Source organism: Pseudomonas sp. MWU13-2100 (genome assembly GCF_023242365.1).
In the GTDB taxonomy this organism is placed as follows: domain Bacteria; phylum Pseudomonadota; class Gammaproteobacteria; order Pseudomonadales; family Pseudomonadaceae; genus Aquipseudomonas.
In genome coordinates this window covers 34277-53901 of sequence record NZ_JALLIX010000045.1, presented here as the reverse complement: position 1 = coordinate 53901, position 19625 = coordinate 34277, and the positions used below count along the sequence as shown (strand labels likewise).

The window sequence follows — 19625 nt, the reverse complement described above, 5'->3', positions numbered from 1 at the left end:
CAGCTTTTGCGGCGCACACAGTACTTGTGGTTACCCCAATCCACTGTGGAAGCTGTGTTCCCATAGCTTTTGCGGCGCACACAGTACTTGTGGTTACCCCAATCCACTGTGGAAGCTGTGTTCCCATAGCTTTTGCGGCGCACACAGTACTTGTGGTTACCCCAATCCACTGTGGAAGCTGTGTTCCCACAGCTTTTGCGGCGCACACAGAACTTGTGGTTACCCTCAATCCTATGTGGGAGCGGAGCTTGCCCGCGAAAGGGCCCTCACAAACGCCGCAGAATCCCGACAAAAACAACACTCCCTAGTATGATCTGCGCTTTGCATACCACAGGGCGTGGATCATGACCGCAACGAAAGACCGGGTTCGTATCATCAACAGCACCATCCTCTCGGACGACTGGTACCTGCTGAAGAAAACCACCTTCGACTTCCTGCGCAGCGACGGCACCTGGCAGCGGCAAAGCCGCGAGACTTATGATCGCGGCAATGGCGCGACCATCCTGCTGTTCAACCGCGAAAAACAGACTGTGGTGCTGACCCGGCAATTCCGTTTTCCGGTGTTCATCAACGGTCACGACGGCATGCTGGTGGAAGCCGCCGCCGGCCTGCTGGAAAACGCTTCACCCGAAGACCGCATCCGTGCCGAAGCCGAAGAAGAAACCGGCTACCGCGTGCAGAACGTGCAGAAGATCTTCGAAGCCTTCATGAGCCCGGGCTCAGTGACCGAAAAACTGCACTTCTTCCTCGGCGAATACGACGGCGACAGCAAAGTCAGCCACGGTGGTGGCCTGGAAGCCGAGGGCGAGGACCTGGAGGTGCTGGAGCTGTCCCTGGACGACGCGCTGCAAGCCATCCACCGCGGGGACATCGTCGATGCCAAGACCATCATGCTGTTGCAGTATGTGGCCCTGAACAAGACCCTCGACACCCCACGCTGATCCCGCCTCACACCGGCAAGTAAGGCAGGGCCCGTTTATGCGCAGTCCTGCCGTAGGCCGCTTCGATAATCGCACGGGCCTGCGCCGACACCGGCTGCCCCAGCAGGTAGGCGTCGATCTCGGCATAGGTGCAACCATAGGCGACCTCGTCCGGCTTGCCCGGCACCAGCTCTTCCAGATCGGCCGTCGGCTCCTTGTATACCAGTGGCTCCGGCGCGCCCAGGGCCGAGGCCAGCCGCCGCACCTGGCCCTTGGTCAACCCGGACAACGGCGCCAGGTCGCAGGCCCCATCACCGAACTTGGTGAAAAAGCCCATCAGCGCCTCCGCGGCATGATCGGTACCGACCACCAGCCCGTTGACGAAGTTGGCGAGCGCATACTGGGCCATCATCCGCGCCCGGGCCTTGACGTTGCCCTTGACGAAATCCACCTGCGCCGGCATTGCTTCCAAGCCCTCGGCCTCAAGACTGCCCATCAACCCGTCCACGCAAGCCGAGATGTTCGCGCTGCTGACCTGATCCGGCCGGATAAACGCCAGGGCCGCCTGGGCATCGCTTTCGTCAGCCTGAGTCCGGTACGGCAAGCGCATGGCGATAAAACGCGCCGTGCCACCCTCCTCGCGCAACTGCTCCACCGCCAACTGACACAGCCGGCCAGCCGTCAGTGAATCGACGCCGCCGCTGATCCCCAGCACCAACGCCTCGCAACCGGAGCGCTTCAACAGCGCCTTGATGAAATTGATGCGCCGAGCCAGCTCCGCCGCCTCGTCACCCTGTGCCAGTTGCCGGTTCACCCCAAGCGCCTTGGCAATACGATCCTGATTCTCGGTTCCCATCTCACACCTCCAGCTTCTGGTTGAATTCAGTCACGTTGAACACCTGCGCCGCATAACGCAGGAACGAGGGGTCCTCGCAGACGTTTTTCACCGGATCATCGGAAAACTTCACCACCGGTTCGCCATGCACGCGCACCAGCTTCATCACGATGCTCAGCGGTTCGACGCTCTCGACATCGCAGGCCAGGCTGGTGCCCATGCCGAAGCCGAACCGGGCCTTGCCGCGGATGTGACGAAGGATCGGCAGGCACTTCTCGAAGTTCAGACCATCGGAAAACATCAGGTCCTTGGTCAGCGGATCGATTCCCAGCTGCGCATAACGTGCCAACACCTTGTCGGCCCAGACAATCGGGTCGCCCGAATCCTGGCGCAGGCCGTCGTAGAGCTTGGCGAAGTAGAGGTCGAAGTCCTTGAGGAAAAAATCGGTGCTGATGCAGTCGGTCAGGGCGATCCCGAGACGCCCGCGATATTCGTGCACCCAGTTCTCCAGCGCCGCATTCTGGCTCTCGCGCAGGCGACCGAGTTGCTGGTGCACCATCAACCATTGGTGGGCCATGGTGCCGATCAGTGGCAGATCGAACTCGTAGGCCAGGTGTGCATTGCTGGTGCCGACGAACACGCCGGGGAAATCCCGCCGCATGATATCCACCACCTCGCGCTGGGCGCGGAACGACAGGCGCCGGCGGGTCGAGAAGTCCGAGACCCGCAGGTCGGCCAGTTCGTCGCGGCTGAGGTTCTTCTCCAGCCACTCGAACTTCTGGTAGAGCTTGCGGCTGACGTCTCCCAGCGCCACGTCGGGATATTTGTCACGGTTGCGCAACTCGCTGACCAACGCCAGCACCGGCTGTTCGAACATGATGCAGTGCAGCATCGGGCCACGAACGCGGATGCTCAACTGACCGTCGATTTCACTGACCTGGATGTAGCGCAGATTGAACCGGAACAACTCGAGGAACTGCTCGAAGTCCGGCGTCAGGTATTCACGGAAACGCCGATTGAACAGGAAACGCAGTTCACCTTCACGCATTTGCAGGCCGGCGAGTTTTTCCAGTTCGACACGCAGCTCAGGGACCAGGTGCGCAAGCTTCTCCCGGGAACGCACGATGAACTGATATTCCACCTCGACGTTGGGGTACTGGTGCAACACCGCCTGCATCATGGTGAAGGTGTAGTAGTCAGTATCCAGCAGCCCCTGAATGATGCCGCCTTCGCGGTCGAATGCACTTTCCATGACTTACTCCTTGTGGCCCGCCGCACGGGCCAGTTGTTCGCGACTGTTGACGACTTCGATACGCGCCTGTTGCAGATCGTGGACTGCCTGCTGCGCGCCATCGGCACTGATGGCGCGACAGGCCGGCAGATAGACGATGACCCGGAAACCCGCCCCCGCCAGTTGCAGCGCGGTGGTCTTGACGCAGAAATCCAGGGCCAGGCCGCCGACGATCACCTGCCGGACTTGCTGGGCATTGAGGTACTCGATCACTCCAGTGGAGAGCTTGTGCTGGAGATCGTGAAAGCAAGCACCATAAGGGTGCAATGCCGGCTCCACGCCCTTCCAGACGAAATAGTCGTAGTCCTGGGGCGCCGGCAGTTCATCGAGCAGCGTGAAGCCTTCGGTACCCGGTACGCAGTGGCTGACCCAGGTCAGGTCGGCATGCTCAAGGCCCGTGGGCTTGAGCATCTGCTCATGAGAACCCACCACCCAGGGGGCCTGGGGACTGTGGGCGTCCTTGCTGCCGACGCGGATGGCGGCCAGCGAAGCCATGAAGTTCAGCTCGGCACCGATCAGGTGACCGCCCACCACCGGCAGTTCATCCGGGCAGAGTGGCGTGAAGCCCTTCTGGGCGTCGACATCGAAGGCGGCGGTCTTGATCACTTGAGTATTCATGCTGGGTTCTCCCTTGGCGACGATTTAAAAGTACATGTCATGTACTTTTAAATCAAGAACGATTCGGTGGTTTTTTAAGTTAAAAATCTAAATGGTGACGATACTTTGTCCTCCTCTTGATCAATAAGTACATGACGAGTACTTTAAAAAACAAAAGGAGACCCACCCATGTACGAGCTTGCAATCTACGGCGGCGCCTTCAATCCCCCACACGCCGGTCATGCCCAGGTGATGATCGAAGCATCCCGTCGCGCGCGGTCAGTGTGGGTGGTGCCGTCCTTCAGGCACCCCTACGGCAAGCGCATGGCCGAATACGAGCGGCGTGCGGGTTGGCTGCAATCGATCGTCGAACAGGTGCGACCGGCCTGTTCGTCGGCAATTGCGGTGTGTCGGATCGAACAGCAACTGGCCGAAAATACCGAGACGCCCATCTACAGCTATGAGCTGCTGTGCGCCCTGGCCGAGATGACCGGCCTGCCCACCCGACAGCTCGCCCTGGTGGTCGGGCACGACGTCGCCACGCAGCTGCCGGACTTCCATCTGGGGGCGCAGTTACTGGAACGCTTCTCGGTGCTTTGCGTGGAGGAACAAGCAGGTGTACGCAGTACACAGCTGCGCGAACGACTGGCGCTGGGCGAAACATTACCCGCCCACTGGATGGCTCCCGGTATGGATCCGGTAGACTACGGGCTCTATGCCGTACACAGGAATTGATATGTCGGACCGTTCCCCCACCGCGCCGAGGAAAAGCGACTACCTGCACACCGTCGACTTGTGCGTGCTTTTCTACTGCCGTGACAGCCAGGCCCTGCAGATCCTGCTGCACAAACGTGAAGCCGATCCCTTCCAGGGCCATTGGGCATTACCCGGTGTAGTAGTCAATGGCGCGGTAGCCGACCTGACGCTGGACGATGCGGTGGAACGCCTGCGCGCCAGCGACAAGGTCAATCTGCCACTGGCCTGGATCGAACAAGTGGGCACCGTGGGCGATGCCTTTCGCGACCCGCGCTGCTGGTCATCCTCGACCTTCTACCTGGCCATTGTCAGTGACGAGCCGACCCTCAACGAACAACAGGCCTGGTTCGCCCTCGATAGGGTCGCCGATGCTTCGGTGCGCCTGCCCTTCGACCACAACGCACTGGTGGCGGCGGCACAGGAGCGACTGTTATCCAAATCGCTGTACAGCAGCCTGCCACTGATGTTTCTCGGTTCTGAATTCAGTGCCCCGGAAGCCACCGCGATCTTTTCCCGGGTACTGGGGCGCCCGGTGCTCAAGACCAGCACCCGGCAACGCTTGCTGAAGATGACCGAGGCCGGCTACCTGCGGGAAACCGGACGCAAGAAACAGGGTGACGGCGGCCGGCCGCAAGCCACCCTGGAAAATCTCAAACCTGACGCGCTCTATCTGTTCGACCGCTGCTTTCTGGAGTAACGCCACGCATGAAGCCCGACACCGAATCTGAATCCGAATGCCTGCTGCATACACCCTACTTCGACGTGGTCAAGGAACGGGGTTATTTCGTCATCAAGGAAGCCCAGGCCATCAATGGCGTGGTCGCCGTGCCCGTCCTGCCGGATGGCCGCCTGATGTTGGCGGTGCTGCGACGCCGGGCCATCGGCGCCCAGTCGATCGAGTTCCCCCGCGGCGCCATCGACCGCGGTGAAACCGCCGGCGACGCCGCCGCTCGCGAACTGCTGGAAGAAACCGGCTGGCCGGCCCTGAAGGTCACGGAGTTGGGCCTGCTGCACAGCAACACCTCACTGATTGCCAGCGCGGTTGCCGTCTGCCGGGTGGACATTGACGGCGACGCAGTGGAAGGCACCGATGGCGAGGTCGACAAGGTGCTGTTCGTCAGCCTGGCCCAACTCAAGGCGATGATTGCCGCAGGCCAGATTACCGATGGACATACCTTGTCGGCGGCGATGATGCTGATCGCCCATACGCCGGGCCAAGCCTTATAGGTTCAAGCTACCGGCGATGCAGGTCACGGCGGCACCGCCGACCCAGATCTCGTCCCCCACCTGCTCGACCCGGATCCGCCCGGCACGGCCCATCGCCGTGCCTTGGCTGACCCGATACGACTGCGGAGCCCGCCCCTCTCCCAGCAGCCAACGCGCAATACCGGCGTTCAGGCTGCCGGTGGCCGGGTCTTCGCACATACCTTCACCGGCGATCAGCGCACGCACTTCGAACTGACACTCGTCACCGTCCAGTGCCGGACTCCAGGGTGCGACCAGCCCCACCGCCAGCCCTGTCAACTGGGCATAGTCGGGTTTTACCGCCAGCACCCGTGCCCGATCGGGCAACATCAGCACCAGCCAGTCCACCCCGTTATCGACCCACTGGGCATCGAGTACCTCCTCAGGAGCCAGTCCCAGGCCCAGGCGAACTCGCTCGCGCAGCGCCTCGTCCAGGGGACCTGCACGCCGCAGCGGCGGTGCGATAAACGCCAGGTCGTCGCCTTGGCGTCGAATCCGCACCAGGCCGATCCCGCACTCCTGGATGATCTCCTCACCCTGGGGAATGCCACCCGCCTCCAACCAGGCATGACAGGAACCCAGTGTCGGGTGACCGGCGAAGGGCAGTTCCCGGGTAGTGGTGAATATCCGCACCCGATAGTCTGCCCGAGGGTCCCGAGGTGTCTGCAGGAAGGTGGTTTCACTGAGATTGGTCCAGGTCGCGAAAGCCTGCATCTGCTCGTCATTCAGTTGGTCGGCGGCGAAGACCACGGCCAGCGGATTACCTTTGAAGGGCTCGCGGCTGAAAACATCCAGTTGCTTGAAATCGTGCTGGCTCATGGTTGGGCTCCCTGGCAAAAAATGGTTGGTGATCAGCCCTGGGATTTCATCACACAACCCTGCTCTTGAACCCGCACAGTCTTATCCTTTTCAGCCCCTACACCTGCCAGACAGCTCCATCATTGCCGTCGATGGTCACCATCGACCCAATGAAGTTCTCTTAAAAATCCAGGCGCGTAACCTTCGCTCCATACCCAACACATAACACCCGGAGCACACCACCATGAAACGCCAACTCTTTCTCGGCCTCGCTTTCTCGGTACTAGCAGTCAACGCTTTCGCCGCCTCCTCGGCTCAACCCGTGGTCGCCCACACTCAACAAGCGGTGGCTGAAGGCGGCTCTGATCGTCTGATCGACCGTCGCGTTGCCGAAGGTGGTTCCGATCGTCTGATCGACCGTCGCGTTGCCGAAGGTGGTTCCGATCGTCTGATCGACCGCCGTGTAGCCGAAGGTGGTTCCGATCGCCTGATCGACCGCCGTGTAGCCGAAGGTGGTTCCGATCGCCTGATCGACCGCCGTGTTGCCGAAGGTGGCTCTGATCGTCTGATCGACCGCCGTGTTGCCGAAGGTGGCTCTGATCGTCTGATCGACCGTCGCGTTGCCGAAGGTGGTTCCGATCGTCTGATCCAGAACCGTGCATGAGTCGCTATACCGCAGTATCCAGCCAAGAGCCCGGCCTACCAGCCGGGCTTTTCTTTGAGCGCTGTACTGAAACGCAAGACAATCAACGCCCGCGCCACGCACCTGGATGAACCAGACGACAGCGGATTTCGATCCGCGACTCAGATTCCGTCGCGGGCAATGTCCATCGCGAAGTAGCTCAGGATGATGTCCGCCCCGGCACGCTTGATCGCCCCCAGGCTCTCGCGAACGATACGAGGCTCGTCGATGGCTCCGGCCTGGGCACCGAACTTGATCATCGCGTACTCGCCGCTGACCTGATACGCCGCCAGCGGCAGGCGCGAGGCTTCGCGGATATCGCGAATGATGTCGAGGTAAGCGCCGGCCGGCTTGACCATCAGCGCATCGGCCCCTTCCTGTTCGTCCAGCAGCGACTCACGCACCGCTTCGCGCCGGTTCATCGGGTTCATCTGATAAGCCTTGCGATCGCCCTTGAGCGCCGTGCCGCCGGCCTCGCGAAACGGGCCGTAGAGCGCCGAGGCGAACTTGGTCGAGTAGGCCATAATCGAGGTGTCGAGAAAGCCGGCCGCGTCCAGGGCACTCCGAATGGCCTGGACCTGCCCATCCATGGCCGCCGACGGCGAGATGAAGTCCGCCCCCGCCTGTGCGGCGACCACCGCCTGGCGGCCGAGGTTTTTCAGGGTGGCATCGTTGTCGACCGCCTCGCCATGCAGCACGCCGCAGTGACCATGGGAGGTATATTCGCAGAAACAGGTGTCGGACATCACCACCATTTGCGGCGCGGTGTCCTTGCAGATCCGCACCATGCGCGCCACCAGGCCCTCTTCGTTCCAAGTGTCGCTGCCCGTCGCGTCCAGATGATGGGAAACGCCGAAGGTCATCACCGACTTGATACCGGCGCGGGCGTAACGCTCGATCTCGCTGGCCAGTTTCTTTTCCGGGATCCGCATCACCCCGGGCATGCTGGTAATGGGCACGAAATCGTCGATGCCTTCCTCGACGAAGATCGGCAATACCAGGTCGTTGAGGCTGAACTCGGTTTCCTGGAACAGGCCGCGCAGGCTTTCATTTCGGCGCAGGCGACGCAGGCGCGTCGTCGGAAATAGCTGTGACATCGTGTTTCCCGAGGCGGATTCAGAAGCTACCGAGCTTAAGCCAGTATTGCGCCGGTTTACATCGGCAGATCCAGAAAGGTCTGTTACGCAGGCTGCAACAGTGCAACCCCCTTGAATTCGCGGGCGGCGACCGTCGAGCCGTTGAAACCGAGACTTGATGGTCACGTTTCGTCCGCATGGCCCTTTCGCAATGTTGTAAGAAATCACGATTTAGCAATATGTAGTGCTTAAAAATATTCACTACAAAATAGTTGACGCCTGCTTTCGGCGCTTGCATGATGGACCTGCCTCCCCGATCGGGAGCACCGCAAAAGCTGTTGTTACAACAGGCTCGACAAGCCGTCGAGCTGTTCCGGATCTGTACTGCCCACAAGGCAGATTGATGAAGCTGACCTGTCGTGATCGTCCCAACGGGCGAGAAGCACTGGCCTAACGTCCTCAAAATGCTTGTGGCTGACTTCGTTACTGTCGTCAGCGCCGTTCAAGGATCGCGCTGTTGTTTCTTCTCGTTGAAACGTTGTGTGTAGCAGGCTTTCACTCTCGCTACACGAATCACGCCCAGGGCCGGCGCCACACTCGACGGACAGCATTGTCCGCGTGCGGCACCACAGCGATTCGCCGTCTTGGCATCGATACACGCGTAAACCAGACAGATTAACGAGTGGTCAAAGGGGCTTTAACATGAATCTGAACAATCAACCAACTATCGATCAACTGGCTCGACTGTTCGCAGCGCGCAAGGACAGCCTTGACGACCATATTCTCTGGATCAGCGAAACCGGGGACGTGAAACTTGACGGCCGCTCGCCCTACACCGATGAGCGCGCCTTCAGCCAGGCCCAGCCCGCGCTGTTCGCCTGCATCAAGATGTACCGTCGGGGCCAGGGTTACGTCGGCAAGAAAGCCGCCGCGGACAAGGACTTCATGGCCCGTGTGCTGCAAACCCTGAAGTCGGAATGGGCCTCCCGCCAGGCCCTGCCGAAAAGTGCTTGACGACTCGCTGTAACTGAGCCTGTGGGAGCGGTGCTTGCCCGCGAAGAACGATGATGCGGTCTATCTGAAAAACCGCAGTTCCTTCTTCGCGGGCAAGCACCGCTCCCACATTAAAGGCACGCGCCTGGATGTCACTGCCGTGCAGAATCCAGAAGCATGCTGGATTTGTCCAATTTCCGCTCGCCCTACTCCTCCACACTTGAGCCATGGCCACAGCCCACGGCCCAATCCCTACGAGGAGAAATACCATGAGCGAATATGTATTCGCCCCCCACGCTATTCCATCCCTGGCCGTTGAAGGCGAGTCGGCGCGCTTTCCGATTCGCCGGGTGTTCTGCGTCGGCCGCAACTACTCCGAACATGCCCGGGAAATGGGTCACGACCCGGACCGCGAACCACCGTTCTTTTTCACGAAGCCCGCTGATGCGGTGGTGCCGGCCAGCGGCGTGATCGCCTATCCGCCACTGACCGAGGACCTGCACCACGAAATCGAACTGGTGGTGGCTATTGGTGAAGGCGGTACTGATATCGACCCAGCCAACGCCCTCGCCCATGTCTGGGGCTACGGTGTCGGTCTCGACCTGACCCGCAGGGATATCCAGGCCCAGGCCAAAAAGCTCGGACGGCCGTGGGATTGGGCCAAGGGTTTCGACGAGTCGGCACCTTGCACGGCCTTGCGTCGGGCCAGCGCAGTGGGGCATCCGCAAAGCGGGGCGATCTGGTTGAAGGTCAACGATGTCGAACGCCAGCGCGGCGACCTGGCGGACCAGATCTGGTCGGTACCGGATGTGATCAGCCATGTGTCGCGCTCGGTTGAACTCAAGGCCGGCGACCTGATTTTCACTGGCACACCGGCAGGCGTCGGCGCTCTGGTGACGGGGGATCGGGTCAGCGCGGGGATCGAGGGGATTGCGACGTTCGAGTTGACGATTGGCTAACGCTGATCGGTGGCCAGGATGCCAGGTATTGCGGGGGCTTCCCGCGCTGTCGAAGATCATGCCCACATCCAACGCACGACCTTCGACGGCACATTTCTTAAGTATGTGACCTTCGAGTCCGTCGGCTTTTACGCCTTCTTCCTCGCCGCCTGAGGTCGTTTTTTTCGAGTGACCGACTTCACCGCAGCCGCCCTTCCCGGCCATAGTGACACACCCAGGGCAATAAGAATCACTGCCCCTAGACCACACACCGAGATCATCACAACATTCGTCTTCCACTCGCCCATCGCGACAGCTTCGCTTCTCCAAGCCATCCATGGATGGTCTGGCGACACCCTTAGCCCCTCGGTTGCCGCCTTGTCGCAGAATCGTTTCGTGAGCGCGGTCTGCTCACTCGCGCTGATAACGGGATCGGGGTGACGGCTATATCTCGGCGTATCTGGAGGTGTCTAGGTTTCCTGGTGGTGACGAGCGAAGTCGTCCCCGTAGCTGAACGTGGCCGAGACGTCCCACCACGAGTCCTGTTTGCTGTAGCGCATATTCATCGAGCATTGATCAACTCGAGCCACGACCGATGGCCAGTCACGCGCTTGCCAAAGCGTGGCGGCATCGTAAAGCGCCATGCCAGCGCAAACGAGGAAGACCATCCCGAATACGATGAGGACAATCGAACGAATACCGGAGAAAAAAGTTATGACCCAGGTAAAAAATTTCTGCATGGTTTCCCTTGAGAGGTAGCCTTTGGTTTCTAAAATCGGATTCAAAAGCCCGATACGCTCGCCACTGGCATGACCCGACACCTCGAACAATTGATCGGCATCGGCCTGTATTTGCGACTGGGGGAAATGCTTCAACATTGCACGGTGGACCGTTTCGTTGAGCTTGGCAATCCGGCCGAGCACCTTGAAGGGAGCACGCCGTCGCAAAGACCTCTCCCGCCCCTTAGAATGCCGGTATCCGGTTCAGCTCAAGGACAGTGTCGATGTCGAGTTCCTCCCGTGTGCGCACCTATGGCATGCAGCAACGCAGCGACCGCCCGGACTTCTATATCCGTGACAAGCAGGCCCGCCCGGCTATCGTCACCCCGCATCGGCATGACTACTTCCAGATCCAGATCAACCTGGGCGGCGACACCGTGCAGCACATCGGCGGCGCCATCCGACCTTATCCGCACCAGGCCCTGGCGTTTATCCTGCCCCATCGCCTGCACCTGATCCCGCACCCGGAAGACGGCAACTTTGTCCTGATCAACTTTTCCCAGGCGTTTTTCCTGCCGCACTTGCAGTGCGACCCACTGGACCTGGAGGACCTCTCCATCCATGACCTGCCGGAACTGTCACCGTTCCAGTATCAGGAGCACCTGGATTTCATCCTCGCCGACCACGACTTCGCCGAGGTCCTGGGCTTGCTGGAAAAGATGCGCGAGCTGGATCAGGGCCGCGACCTCGGGACCCGACAGGCGCTCAAGGGCTGCTTGCTGCAACTGACCGGCAAGGTTTGCAGCCTGTATGCGAGCGAATTGCAGGCCTTGTCGGCGAACAAAGCCGCACACCGTGGTCGACGAGATGCGCTGGCGCGGGTCTCGAGCTATCTGCGCGAGCATATCGCCGACCCGGCACTGAACCTCAAGGACACCGCCGAAGCAGCCTTTCTGTCACCCAACTACCTGACCCACTTGCTGCGCAAGGAAACCGGCAGCACCTTCTCGGAGCTGGTACTGGAACGCCGCATGCGCCTGGCGCGCACGCACCTGCTCAACAGCGAAAAACCGGTGAGCCAGATTGCGCAATTGTGTGGTTTTGCCGACGAGGCTTACTTTTCACGCCGGTTCAAGGCGACCCAAGGGCTACCGCCGGGGCAGTTTCGGCGCCGGCGGCAAGAGCATGGAAGCAACTGAATCCCCGCCACTGAGTTTATTTCGCCAACGCTGTAACAAAAAAGCTACTCGCCCGCTCCACAGATCAAACTCCGTGCAACCACGGGGGTCGGCGTTCGCACGCCGATTCAAAAAGAGCTGGGTGAGGTGGCGAGTTGATCAACACACGATTTTCCTGCGTTGGCTGCGGTAAATGCTGCAATGACCATTACGTTCCGCTGACGCTCGAGGAGTCCCGCCAATGGGCCGCGGACGGCGGTACGCTGATCGTCCTGGTGGAAGCGTTCCTGGAAAACGGCCACGGGGTAGCCGCTGAGCAATTCGAACATGCCCGTCGCCGTTCGATCCGGGTCTCCAGCGGGACCACCCGGGCCTGGCTGGCCATCACTTTCGCCGCCTACAACAACGGGCCATGCCGTAATCTCAATGCCGACAACCGCTGCGGCATCTATGAACGGCGCCCGTTGGTGTGCCGTATCTATCCCGCGGAAATCAATCCACATATCCCGTTGCGAGCGGACCGCAAGGACTGCCCGCCCGAATCCTGGGAACAAGGCCCCGCCCTGATCGTCGGAGGACAGCTGGTTGACCGGGAGTTGGCCGGGCTGATCGAGCGCTCGCGCCAGGCCGACCGTGAAGACATCGAGGCCAAAGCAGCCATCTGTGCCCGCCTCGGTATCAGCACGACGGCCCTCAAGGGCAACGGCTTTGCCACTTACCTACCCGACATGCACAGGTTCATGGCAAGCATCGCAGAGGTCCGCGAGGGTCGAGCAGCCCGCTCAGCTGAACAACCCTGGGCTTTTCAGTTGGCAGACGAAGACAGCGCCCAGGCATTGCTCGCCCACGGAGCAGCAGTCACTCAAACGGGTGCAGGACACTACCGTTTTATCCCCTTGCGATCGTCAGATTGAGGCGCTTGACTCAGCGAACGGCGGCCATCTACGGCAAAAGATCGGGCTATGACGTTTTTTCAGCATCTACAGGCCGCTTTCCGCATCGTCCTCACAGTATCCGTCTACGATTCTGTAAGAGTGCCACGATGGAGTGTGGCCCCCCCAAACAAGAACACTAAGAACAGCAAGAGAGAGCCGTCCATGAAAACCGTCGCAGAGCTGTTGAAACTCAAGGGTAGCCAGCATCAGGGCGTGCATACCATCGCCCACAACCATACGGTGTTCGAAGCCCTGATATTGATGGCTTCGAAAAATGTCGGCGCCCTTCCGGTACTCGAAAACGGCCAGGTCGTGGGCATCATCAGTGAACGCGACTATGCCCGCAAAGTGATCCTGCACGGACTCAGCTCGGTCACCACCAAGGTCCACGAGATCATGAACGCCCCGGTGATCAGCGTGGACTCGCGCCAGAACGTGGAAACCTGCATGAGCATCATGACCGACAAGCATCTGCGCCATCTTCCAGTGGTCGAGGACGGACAACTGATCGGCCTGCTATCCATCGGTGACCTGGTGAAAGAGGCCATTGCCGAACAGGCTGACCTGATCCGGCAACTGGAACAGTACATTCGCGGTGAATAAGGCCAGTCCCCGACCATGGACAGATTCACGACAGGAGCGAGCCGACTCGCTCCTGTCCCGCCACCAACCGCCCGATAAAGTATGTCAAAATGTTTATAAAACCCAGGTAAAACGGGGCTCCTGGCGCTATTTCCAATTTTTTCACAACACTTTCACTTCACTCCCACCTGCACCTCTCTACACTCCGCCCCTTGCCCTCACAGGGCCTTGTCTATCCTTTACAGTTTTAAACATCGAAACTCTGGATCGGGCCATCAAGTCCATGCATTGTGCCTGCCCCGCTCAAACCCTAGCTGCGGCGCTTACCGCTAAGGTCGACCCATGAACCCTCACGTGTTTCCACTTTCCGCAGCGACGCTCAGGCGCTGGTCCATACCGGTACTGCTGCTGGCCTTCGCGGTCTTCTACCTGCTGCCCATGACGGGCCACGGCTTGTGGATTCCCGACGAACCGCGCTATGCCCAGATCGGCCAGGAGATGTTGTTGAGCGGCAACTGGACCTCCCCGCACTTCATGGGCCTGCGCTACTTCGAAAAACCCATTGCCGGTTACTGGATGATCGCCATCGGCCAGGCAATATTTGGCGAGAACTTTTTCGGGGTGCGTGTGGCTTCGGCCGTGGCCACCGGCCTCAGCGTGCTGCTGACGTACCTGATCGCGCGGCGCCTGTGGAACGACCCACGCAAGAGCTTCGCCTCGGCCCTGCTGTTCATGAGCTTCGGCCTGATCGCCGGGCAAGCCAGCTACGCCAACCTCGACCCGCAATTCACCCTGTGGTCGAACCTGAGCCTTTTCGCCTTCTGGTTCGCGGTCGACAGCACTGAGCGGCGCCATCGCCTGTACGCCTGGGCCGGACTCGGCCTGGCCTGCGGCATGGGCTTCCTGACCAAGGGCTTCCTCGCCCTGCTGCTGCCGGTACTGATCGCCCTGCCCTACATGATCTGGCAACGCCGCCTCGGTGAACTGTTGCGTTATGGCCCGCTGGCCGTGGTCGTGGCGGTGATCATCGCGCTGCCCTGGGTACTGGCGGTCAACGCCCAGGAGCCCGACTACTGGAATTTCTTCTTCTGGCACGAGCATATCCAGCGTTTTGCCGGCGACAACGCCCAACACGCCCGGCCTTGGTGGTTCTACCTGCCGCTGCTGGTGGTGTCCTGCCTGCCGTGGTCGGTGCTGCTGCTGCCGACGTTCAAGCAGGCCTGGCAGGACAAACGCCAGCCCGGCACGGGTTTCCTGTGGCTGTGGTTCCTGCTGCCCCTGGCCTTTTTCAGCCTGAGCCGAGGCAAACTGCCGACCTATATCATGCCGTGCCTGTTGCCCCTGGCACTGATGATGGGCAATGCACTGATCGATCGGGTGGCCCGTGCCGATGGACGGATGCTGCGGATCAACGGCTGGCTCAACCTGGTCCTTGGCGTAGTGGCCATGGCGGCCCTGATCTACCTGCAAACCAGCCGTTCGATCTACGAAAACAGCCATGCGGAAGTCTTCAACCTTTCGCTGGTGTTCATCATGCTGATGGGCTGGATCATCGCCAACGCCCTGCAGGTGCTACGCCCGCTGACCCTCTGGGCCATGCCGGCGCTGGGGATCGGCCTGCTGGTGGCGCTGCTGCCGGCGGGCATGCCGGCCAGCATCGTCAACAACCGGATGCCGGATCAATTCATTGCAGAACATGTCAATGAATTACGCCAGACCAACCGCCTGTTGAGCAACGAGCTGGGGGCGGCGTCCGCGCTGGCCTGGCGCCTGCAACGTCCGCGGGTGGATTTGTTCAACACAGCGGGTGAATTGAAGTACGGTCTCGACTATCCTGATGCCGCCGAGCGGCAGGTCAACTCCGCCAGCATCGAACAATGGATGACCGAGGCCCGTAAACAGGGATCGGTCGGTGTAGTCATGCGCCTCAAGAGCGTAGAGGATTTCCGCGAAGTCGGGCAGCTCCCACTGGACGGCAAGCGTTATCAAAAGGGTAATACCATCATCATGATCTTCCCGCAGACCCAACCATGAATCAGAGTTTCTGGAAAACAGACAAGGGCGCACTGACGCTCCTGCTTATCGTATCGGCCATCCTTCTGCTGGTGGGCCTGGGCCAACGAGAGTTGTGGGGCGCGGAAACACGCTGGGCCAACATCGCCCTGCAGATGTTGCAATCGGGCAACTACTTCGACCCCTACCTCAAAGGCTCGCCCTATTACGACAAGCCGCTGCCGTCCTATTGGTTGATCACCGCCAGCGCTGGCCTGATGGGTGGCCTGGGCCACTGGTCACTGCGCCTGTCGTCGGTGATCGCCGCCTGGCTGACGGTCTGGCTGGTCTACCTGATCGGCGAACGCCTGTGGCGCAAGGGTACAGGCCTGATCGCCGGCTGGATGTTGGCCACTACTTTCTATTTCGTGTTCTGGGCACGGGTAGCAACCGCCGACATCCTCACGGTGTTCGGTGTGGTCGCGGCCATCTGGTGGTACTGGCGCGGGCCGGACGATACCCGGCTGGGTCGCTACACGGTGTTCTTCCTGATCCTGTCCCTGACCTCGCTGCTCAAGGGGCTGATCGGCTTCATCCTGCCAGGCCTGATCCTGCTGCCCCATGTGCTGGCTGACGGGCGCTGGAAACGTCACCTCAACCCACGGCTGTTCATCGCCCTGGTGATTGCCGGCGCGCTGTACTCCATTCCTTTCGTGCTGTCGCATTTCTATGGCTCGCCAACATACGGCGAAAGCGGCCTGGCGCTGGTGTTCAAGGAAAACGTGGTCCGTTTCTTCAACCCCTTTGACCACATGGGACCGATCTACACCTACCTGATCTACCTGCCGGCCTACACCCTGCCCTGGGCCCCGTTCTGGATCCTCGGCCTGTGGGTCGCCATCCGCCAATGGAAGAAGATCGAGCCCAACACCCGCTGGCTGGTCTGGGGATTGGGGCTGCTGTTCCTGTTCTTCACCCTCAGCGGCAGTCGCCGTAGCTACTACGTGCTGCCTCTGGTGCCGTTCGCCCAATTGCTGGCGGCCTGGTGGGTAACCCGACGCCTGGAAGAGAAACGTGCGGCCGGCAAGGTCGCGGGCCCCGGTTGGTCGAAAGGCTTCGCGGCGGCGGCGCTGCTCCTGCTGCTGGTGATCGGCGTGCTCTACCCGTGGACCAACAGCGGCGGTGGTGTGATCAAGTTCGCCGACGACGTGCGCGCCAAGGCCAGCCAGCAAATGCCTTGGGATGAATGGAAAATCGTCATGATCGAGGTGGACAACAAGCTGCCGATGTACATGAACAACCAGGGCACGCCGTTCTACTATGTCAAGGACTCCCAGGACTATCCGCGTACCGGCGACAGCGCTGCGTTGATGGCCTGGCTGGAGAAAACCAGTGGCCAGCACTGGGATCCGTCACGCACCCTGATCGTCACCAGCTACAGCAAGCACGACGAGGTGCCGCTGGGCTACCTCTCGGCCGATCATGAGGTGGTCACCACCGAACTCACCAATGGTGCGCGGCTGGCCAAGAAGAAAGAGAGTGGCAGCGTGGCCTATATCCCCAAGGCCAAAGGTCTTTAGCCAATGAACAAGGGCACCGAAAGGTGCCCTTTTCTCTTTCAAGGAGCCGCGATGAAACCGCGCATACGGACATGCCCTCTTCCCGCCGACTCGGCGATCCACCAGTACCTGCCGGGGGCGAGCTTCGTCGATAGCCAATGCGTGGACGTCGATCACACCGAGCACACCGCCCTGCGGCATGCCTTGAACCTGATGTCGATGACACCGGCCTGGATCGATAACCTGATGCTGCTGCGCAATCGCCTGGTCCAGTTGTTCGGGCTCAAGGACCTTGGGCACCTGACCCGGGTTGACCTCTCCAGGGACGATGGGTCCTATGGCGAGAATGATCGGGTGGGCATCTTCACCCTGATCGCCAATCGACCCGACGAAGTGGTGCTCGCCGACAAAGACAAGCACCTGGACGTCTACCTGACGCTCAACCGCTCGGCGATAACACCGGAAGGTACACGTACGATCGTCCTGTCGACGGTGGTGCGCACGCACAATCTGCTGGGCAGGCTCTATATGCTTCCCGTGGGGCCCTTTCACCGGATGATCGTGCCGATCACCCTGGGAAACATCGCCCGACTCTGAACGAGTCGCCAGGAGGCTCCGGATGGCGGCGATGGCGGCGCTGAATGTAACATCGCCATCGCCGGCAAGCCGGCCCCCACAACGTCAGGCGTGAGCCTCAATATCCCAGCGACAAGCCGGTATTACGCCGCGGATCGTTCGCACCGTAGAAGCGGTTGTTGCCCACCGGCTTGCCGCCGAGGGACGGCGCGCCGACCAGGATCGCCGCCAGGTGGTTGGCGTCCTGGGGACCGGCAAACTTCTGCCCCCAGCTCTCGAGGATCTTGCGGGTATCCGGGCTGACCGCGAAGTTCTCCAGGTTGGTGGTCTCCGGCATCCACTGCTGGTGGAAACGCGGCGCATCCACCGCTTCCTGGATATTCATCCCGTAGTCGATGACGTTGAGCATGGTCAGCAAGGTCGCGGTGATAATCCGGCTGCCGCCAGGCGTCCCCACCACCATGACCGCCTTGCCATCCTTGGTGACGATGGTCGGGCTCATCGACGACAGTGGCGTCTTGCCCGGAGCGATCGCATTGGCCTCGCCCTGGATCAGGCCGTACATGTTCGGCACGCCGATCTTGGAGGTGAAGTCGTCCATCTCATCGTTGAGAATGACCCCGGTCTTGCTCGCCATGACCCCGGCACCGAACCAGTCGTTGAGGGTGTAGGTCACCGACACCGCATTGCCCCATTTGTCGACAATGGAGTAATGGGTGGTGTTATTGCCTTCATGGGGCGCTACCCCGGGCTTGATGTCCTGGGAGACCCCGGCTTTCTGTGGATCGATAGCCGCCCGCAGCTTCTCGGCATAGCCCTTGTCCAGCAGGTGCGCCACCGGGTTCTTGACGAAATCGGGGTCACCCAGGTAGCTGTTGCGGTCGACATAGGCGTGACGCATGGCTTCGATCTGATAGTGCAGGCCCTGGGCCGAGTGATAACCCAGGTCGGCCATCGGATAGCCTTCAAGGATGTTCATGATCTCGCAGATCACCACGCCACCCGAGCTCGGTGGCGGTGCCGAAACGACGTGGTAACCACGGTAGTCGCACTCGACGGGCGCCAGTTCGCGGGTCTTGTATTTGTCGAGGTCGGCCTGGGTGATGATGCCCTTGCCGGCCTTGCTCGAATCGACGATGGCCTTGCCGACCCAGCCTTTGTAGAAGCCGTCGGTGCCCTTGGCGGAGATTTCCTTGAGGGTCCTGGCCAGGTCTTTCTGCACCAGTTTCTGACCGACCTGCATCGGCTCGCCCTTGTTCAGGAAGATCGAGCCCGAATCGTGGATGTCTTTCTTGAACTCGTCGGTGGCGGTGTGCAGCAGGTCGACATCGCCCTGCTCCAGGACAAAACCTTCGTCGGCCAGCTTGATGGCTGGGGCCATGACCTGCGCGCGCTTTTTCGTGCCGTATTTTTCCAGCGCCAGCTCCATGCCCGAGACGGTCCCGGGTACGCCGACCGCCAGATGTCCTTTCGAACTCAGGTTGGGGACGACGTTGCCGTCCTTGTCCAGGTACATGTTGGCCGTGGCGGCCAGGGGGGCTTTTTCGCGGAAATCGAGGAAGGTCTTGCGACCGTCAGCCAGCTGCACGGTCATGAAACCGCCGCCGCCGAGGTTGCCGGCAGCCGGGTAGACCACCGCCAGCGCATAAGCGACGGCGACCGCCGCATCGACCGCGTTGCCGCCGGACTTGAGCACATCGACACCGACATGGGTGGCCAGGTGCTGCGCCGTGACGACCATGCCATTTTCGCCCGCGACCGGGGCCTGGGAAGCAGCATGGGCAGGGGAAACAGCCAGGATCAACGCCGTCGCCAAGAGCGAACGCGCAAGGGGTTCAAACTTCATAAGCCGACTCTCTTGTTCTTATTTGCGGGGAACGCAGACTCCTGTCTGCGCAGGCCTTTACCAAGGTAGGCGCTCTCGCGATATTTACCTAGTACCAATACGCAACT

20 protein-coding genes are annotated in these 19625 nt (G+C 60.7%); 13 read left to right on the top strand and 7 right to left on the bottom strand.

The features are described 5' to 3' along the window. The first annotated feature begins 344 nt into the window (after nucleotides 1-344). A complete protein-coding gene (locus M5B99_RS24710; RefSeq protein WP_248806513.1) occupies nucleotides 345-941 on the top strand; it encodes an NUDIX domain-containing protein in 597 nt (198 codons plus the stop codon). A gap of 7 nt (nucleotides 942-948) precedes the next feature. Here M5B99_RS24710 and nadE read toward each other — a convergent pair whose 3' ends face one another. Genes nadE through M5B99_RS24695 form a run of 3 tightly spaced genes read right to left on the bottom strand, consistent with a single transcriptional unit; the run spans nucleotide 949 to nucleotide 3664 of the window. Next, nucleotides 949-1776, bottom strand: a complete 828-nt coding sequence (nadE, locus tag M5B99_RS24705; protein ID WP_248806512.1) for an ammonia-dependent NAD(+) synthetase — start codon at nucleotides 1774-1776, stop codon at nucleotides 949-951. A 1-nt stretch (nucleotide 1777) separates the two neighbouring features. After that, nucleotides 1778-3007, bottom strand: coding sequence for a nicotinate phosphoribosyltransferase (pncB, locus tag M5B99_RS24700; RefSeq protein ID WP_248806511.1), 1230 nt, complete (start codon nucleotides 3005-3007; stop codon nucleotides 1778-1780). A gap of 3 nt (nucleotides 3008-3010) precedes the next feature. Then, entirely contained in the window at nucleotides 3011-3664 is a 654-nt protein-coding gene (locus tag M5B99_RS24695) for an isochorismatase family protein (RefSeq protein WP_248806510.1), read from the bottom strand. 168 nt (nucleotides 3665-3832) lie between these two features. On the opposite strand from M5B99_RS24695, the gene M5B99_RS24690 reads away from it, so the two are divergent. The 3 genes from M5B99_RS24690 to M5B99_RS24680 are packed head-to-tail and all read left to right on the top strand — an operon-like array spanning nucleotide 3833 to nucleotide 5626. Beyond that, nucleotides 3833-4378, top strand: coding sequence for an adenylyltransferase/cytidyltransferase family protein (locus M5B99_RS24690; RefSeq protein WP_248806509.1), 546 nt, complete (start codon nucleotides 3833-3835; stop codon nucleotides 4376-4378). A gap of 1 nt (nucleotide 4379) precedes the next feature. Beyond that, nucleotides 4380-5096: an NUDIX hydrolase gene (locus tag M5B99_RS24685; protein WP_248806508.1), complete on the top strand. Its 717-nt coding sequence runs from the start codon at nucleotides 4380-4382 to the stop codon at nucleotides 5094-5096. An 8-nt stretch (nucleotides 5097-5104) separates the two neighbouring features. After that, nucleotides 5105-5626 carry an NUDIX hydrolase gene (locus tag M5B99_RS24680; RefSeq protein ID WP_248806507.1) on the top strand — a complete coding sequence of 174 codons (522 nt, stop codon included), beginning with the start codon at nucleotides 5105-5107 and terminating at the stop codon, nucleotides 5624-5626. Here the strand turns inward: M5B99_RS24680 and M5B99_RS24675 are convergent. Continuing rightward, nucleotides 5621-6463 carry a PhzF family phenazine biosynthesis protein gene (locus M5B99_RS24675; RefSeq protein WP_248806506.1) on the bottom strand — a complete coding sequence of 281 codons (843 nt, stop codon included), beginning with the start codon at nucleotides 6461-6463 and terminating at the stop codon, nucleotides 5621-5623. The genes M5B99_RS24680 and M5B99_RS24675 overlap by 6 nt on opposite strands. A gap of 223 nt (nucleotides 6464-6686) precedes the next feature. Here M5B99_RS24675 and M5B99_RS24670 point away from each other — a divergent pair, with 223 nt between their 5' ends. Further along, nucleotides 6687-7106 carry a phage infection protein gene (locus M5B99_RS24670; protein WP_177143648.1) on the top strand — a complete coding sequence of 140 codons (420 nt, stop codon included), beginning with the start codon at nucleotides 6687-6689 and terminating at the stop codon, nucleotides 7104-7106. A 140-nt stretch (nucleotides 7107-7246) separates the two neighbouring features. Here the strand turns inward: M5B99_RS24670 and hemB are convergent, their stop codons facing one another. After that, entirely contained in the window at nucleotides 7247-8221 is a 975-nt protein-coding gene (gene hemB, locus M5B99_RS24665; RefSeq protein ID WP_248806505.1) for a porphobilinogen synthase, read from the bottom strand. Nucleotides 8222-8902: 681 nt separating this feature from the next. On the opposite strand from hemB, the gene M5B99_RS24660 reads away from it, so the two are divergent. Together M5B99_RS24660 and M5B99_RS24655 are read left to right on the top strand one after the other, a co-directional pair. Beyond that, entirely contained in the window at nucleotides 8903-9214 is a 312-nt protein-coding gene (locus tag M5B99_RS24660; RefSeq protein ID WP_248806504.1) for a hypothetical protein, read from the top strand. A gap of 248 nt (nucleotides 9215-9462) precedes the next feature. After that, entirely contained in the window at nucleotides 9463-10152 is a 690-nt protein-coding gene (locus M5B99_RS24655; protein ID WP_248806503.1) for a fumarylacetoacetate hydrolase family protein, read from the top strand. Between the two features lie 449 nt (nucleotides 10153-10601). Here M5B99_RS24655 and M5B99_RS24650 read toward each other — a convergent pair whose 3' ends face one another. Next, nucleotides 10602-11078, bottom strand: coding sequence for a hypothetical protein (locus tag M5B99_RS24650; protein ID WP_248806502.1), 477 nt, complete (start codon nucleotides 11076-11078; stop codon nucleotides 10602-10604). Between the two features lie 56 nt (nucleotides 11079-11134). Here M5B99_RS24650 and M5B99_RS24645 point away from each other — a divergent pair, with 56 nt between their 5' ends. The 6 genes from M5B99_RS24645 to M5B99_RS24620 all read left to right on the top strand — a co-directional run bounded on the left by M5B99_RS24645 (nucleotide 11135) and on the right by M5B99_RS24620 (nucleotide 17693). Beyond that, nucleotides 11135-12049, top strand: a complete 915-nt coding sequence (locus M5B99_RS24645) for a helix-turn-helix transcriptional regulator (RefSeq protein WP_248806501.1) — start codon at nucleotides 11135-11137, stop codon at nucleotides 12047-12049. 137 nt (nucleotides 12050-12186) lie between these two features. Further along, nucleotides 12187-12942 carry a YkgJ family cysteine cluster protein gene (locus tag M5B99_RS24640; protein WP_248806515.1) on the top strand — a complete coding sequence of 252 codons (756 nt, stop codon included), beginning with the start codon at nucleotides 12187-12189 and terminating at the stop codon, nucleotides 12940-12942. 183 nt (nucleotides 12943-13125) lie between these two features. Continuing rightward, nucleotides 13126-13566: a CBS domain-containing protein gene (locus M5B99_RS24635; RefSeq protein WP_248798301.1), complete on the top strand. Its 441-nt coding sequence runs from the start codon at nucleotides 13126-13128 to the stop codon at nucleotides 13564-13566. Between the two features lie 321 nt (nucleotides 13567-13887). After that, complete coding sequence (gene arnT, locus M5B99_RS24630; protein WP_248806500.1) at nucleotides 13888-15579, top strand: lipid IV(A) 4-amino-4-deoxy-L-arabinosyltransferase; 1692 nt, start codon at nucleotides 13888-13890, stop codon at nucleotides 15577-15579. Beyond that, a complete protein-coding gene (locus M5B99_RS24625; protein ID WP_248806499.1) occupies nucleotides 15576-17117 on the top strand; it encodes an ArnT family glycosyltransferase in 1542 nt (513 codons plus the stop codon). Before arnT ends, M5B99_RS24625 begins: the two co-directional genes overlap by 4 nt. Nucleotides 17118-17168: 51 nt before the next feature. Then, nucleotides 17169-17693, top strand: a complete 525-nt coding sequence (locus M5B99_RS24620; protein ID WP_248806498.1) for a DUF2867 domain-containing protein — start codon at nucleotides 17169-17171, stop codon at nucleotides 17691-17693. Nucleotides 17694-17790: 97 nt separating this feature from the next. Here M5B99_RS24620 and ggt read toward each other — a convergent pair whose 3' ends face one another. Continuing rightward, complete coding sequence (ggt, locus tag M5B99_RS24615; RefSeq protein ID WP_248806497.1) at nucleotides 17791-19518, bottom strand: gamma-glutamyltransferase; 1728 nt, start codon at nucleotides 19516-19518, stop codon at nucleotides 17791-17793. Nucleotides 19519-19625: the final 107 nt, after the last annotated feature.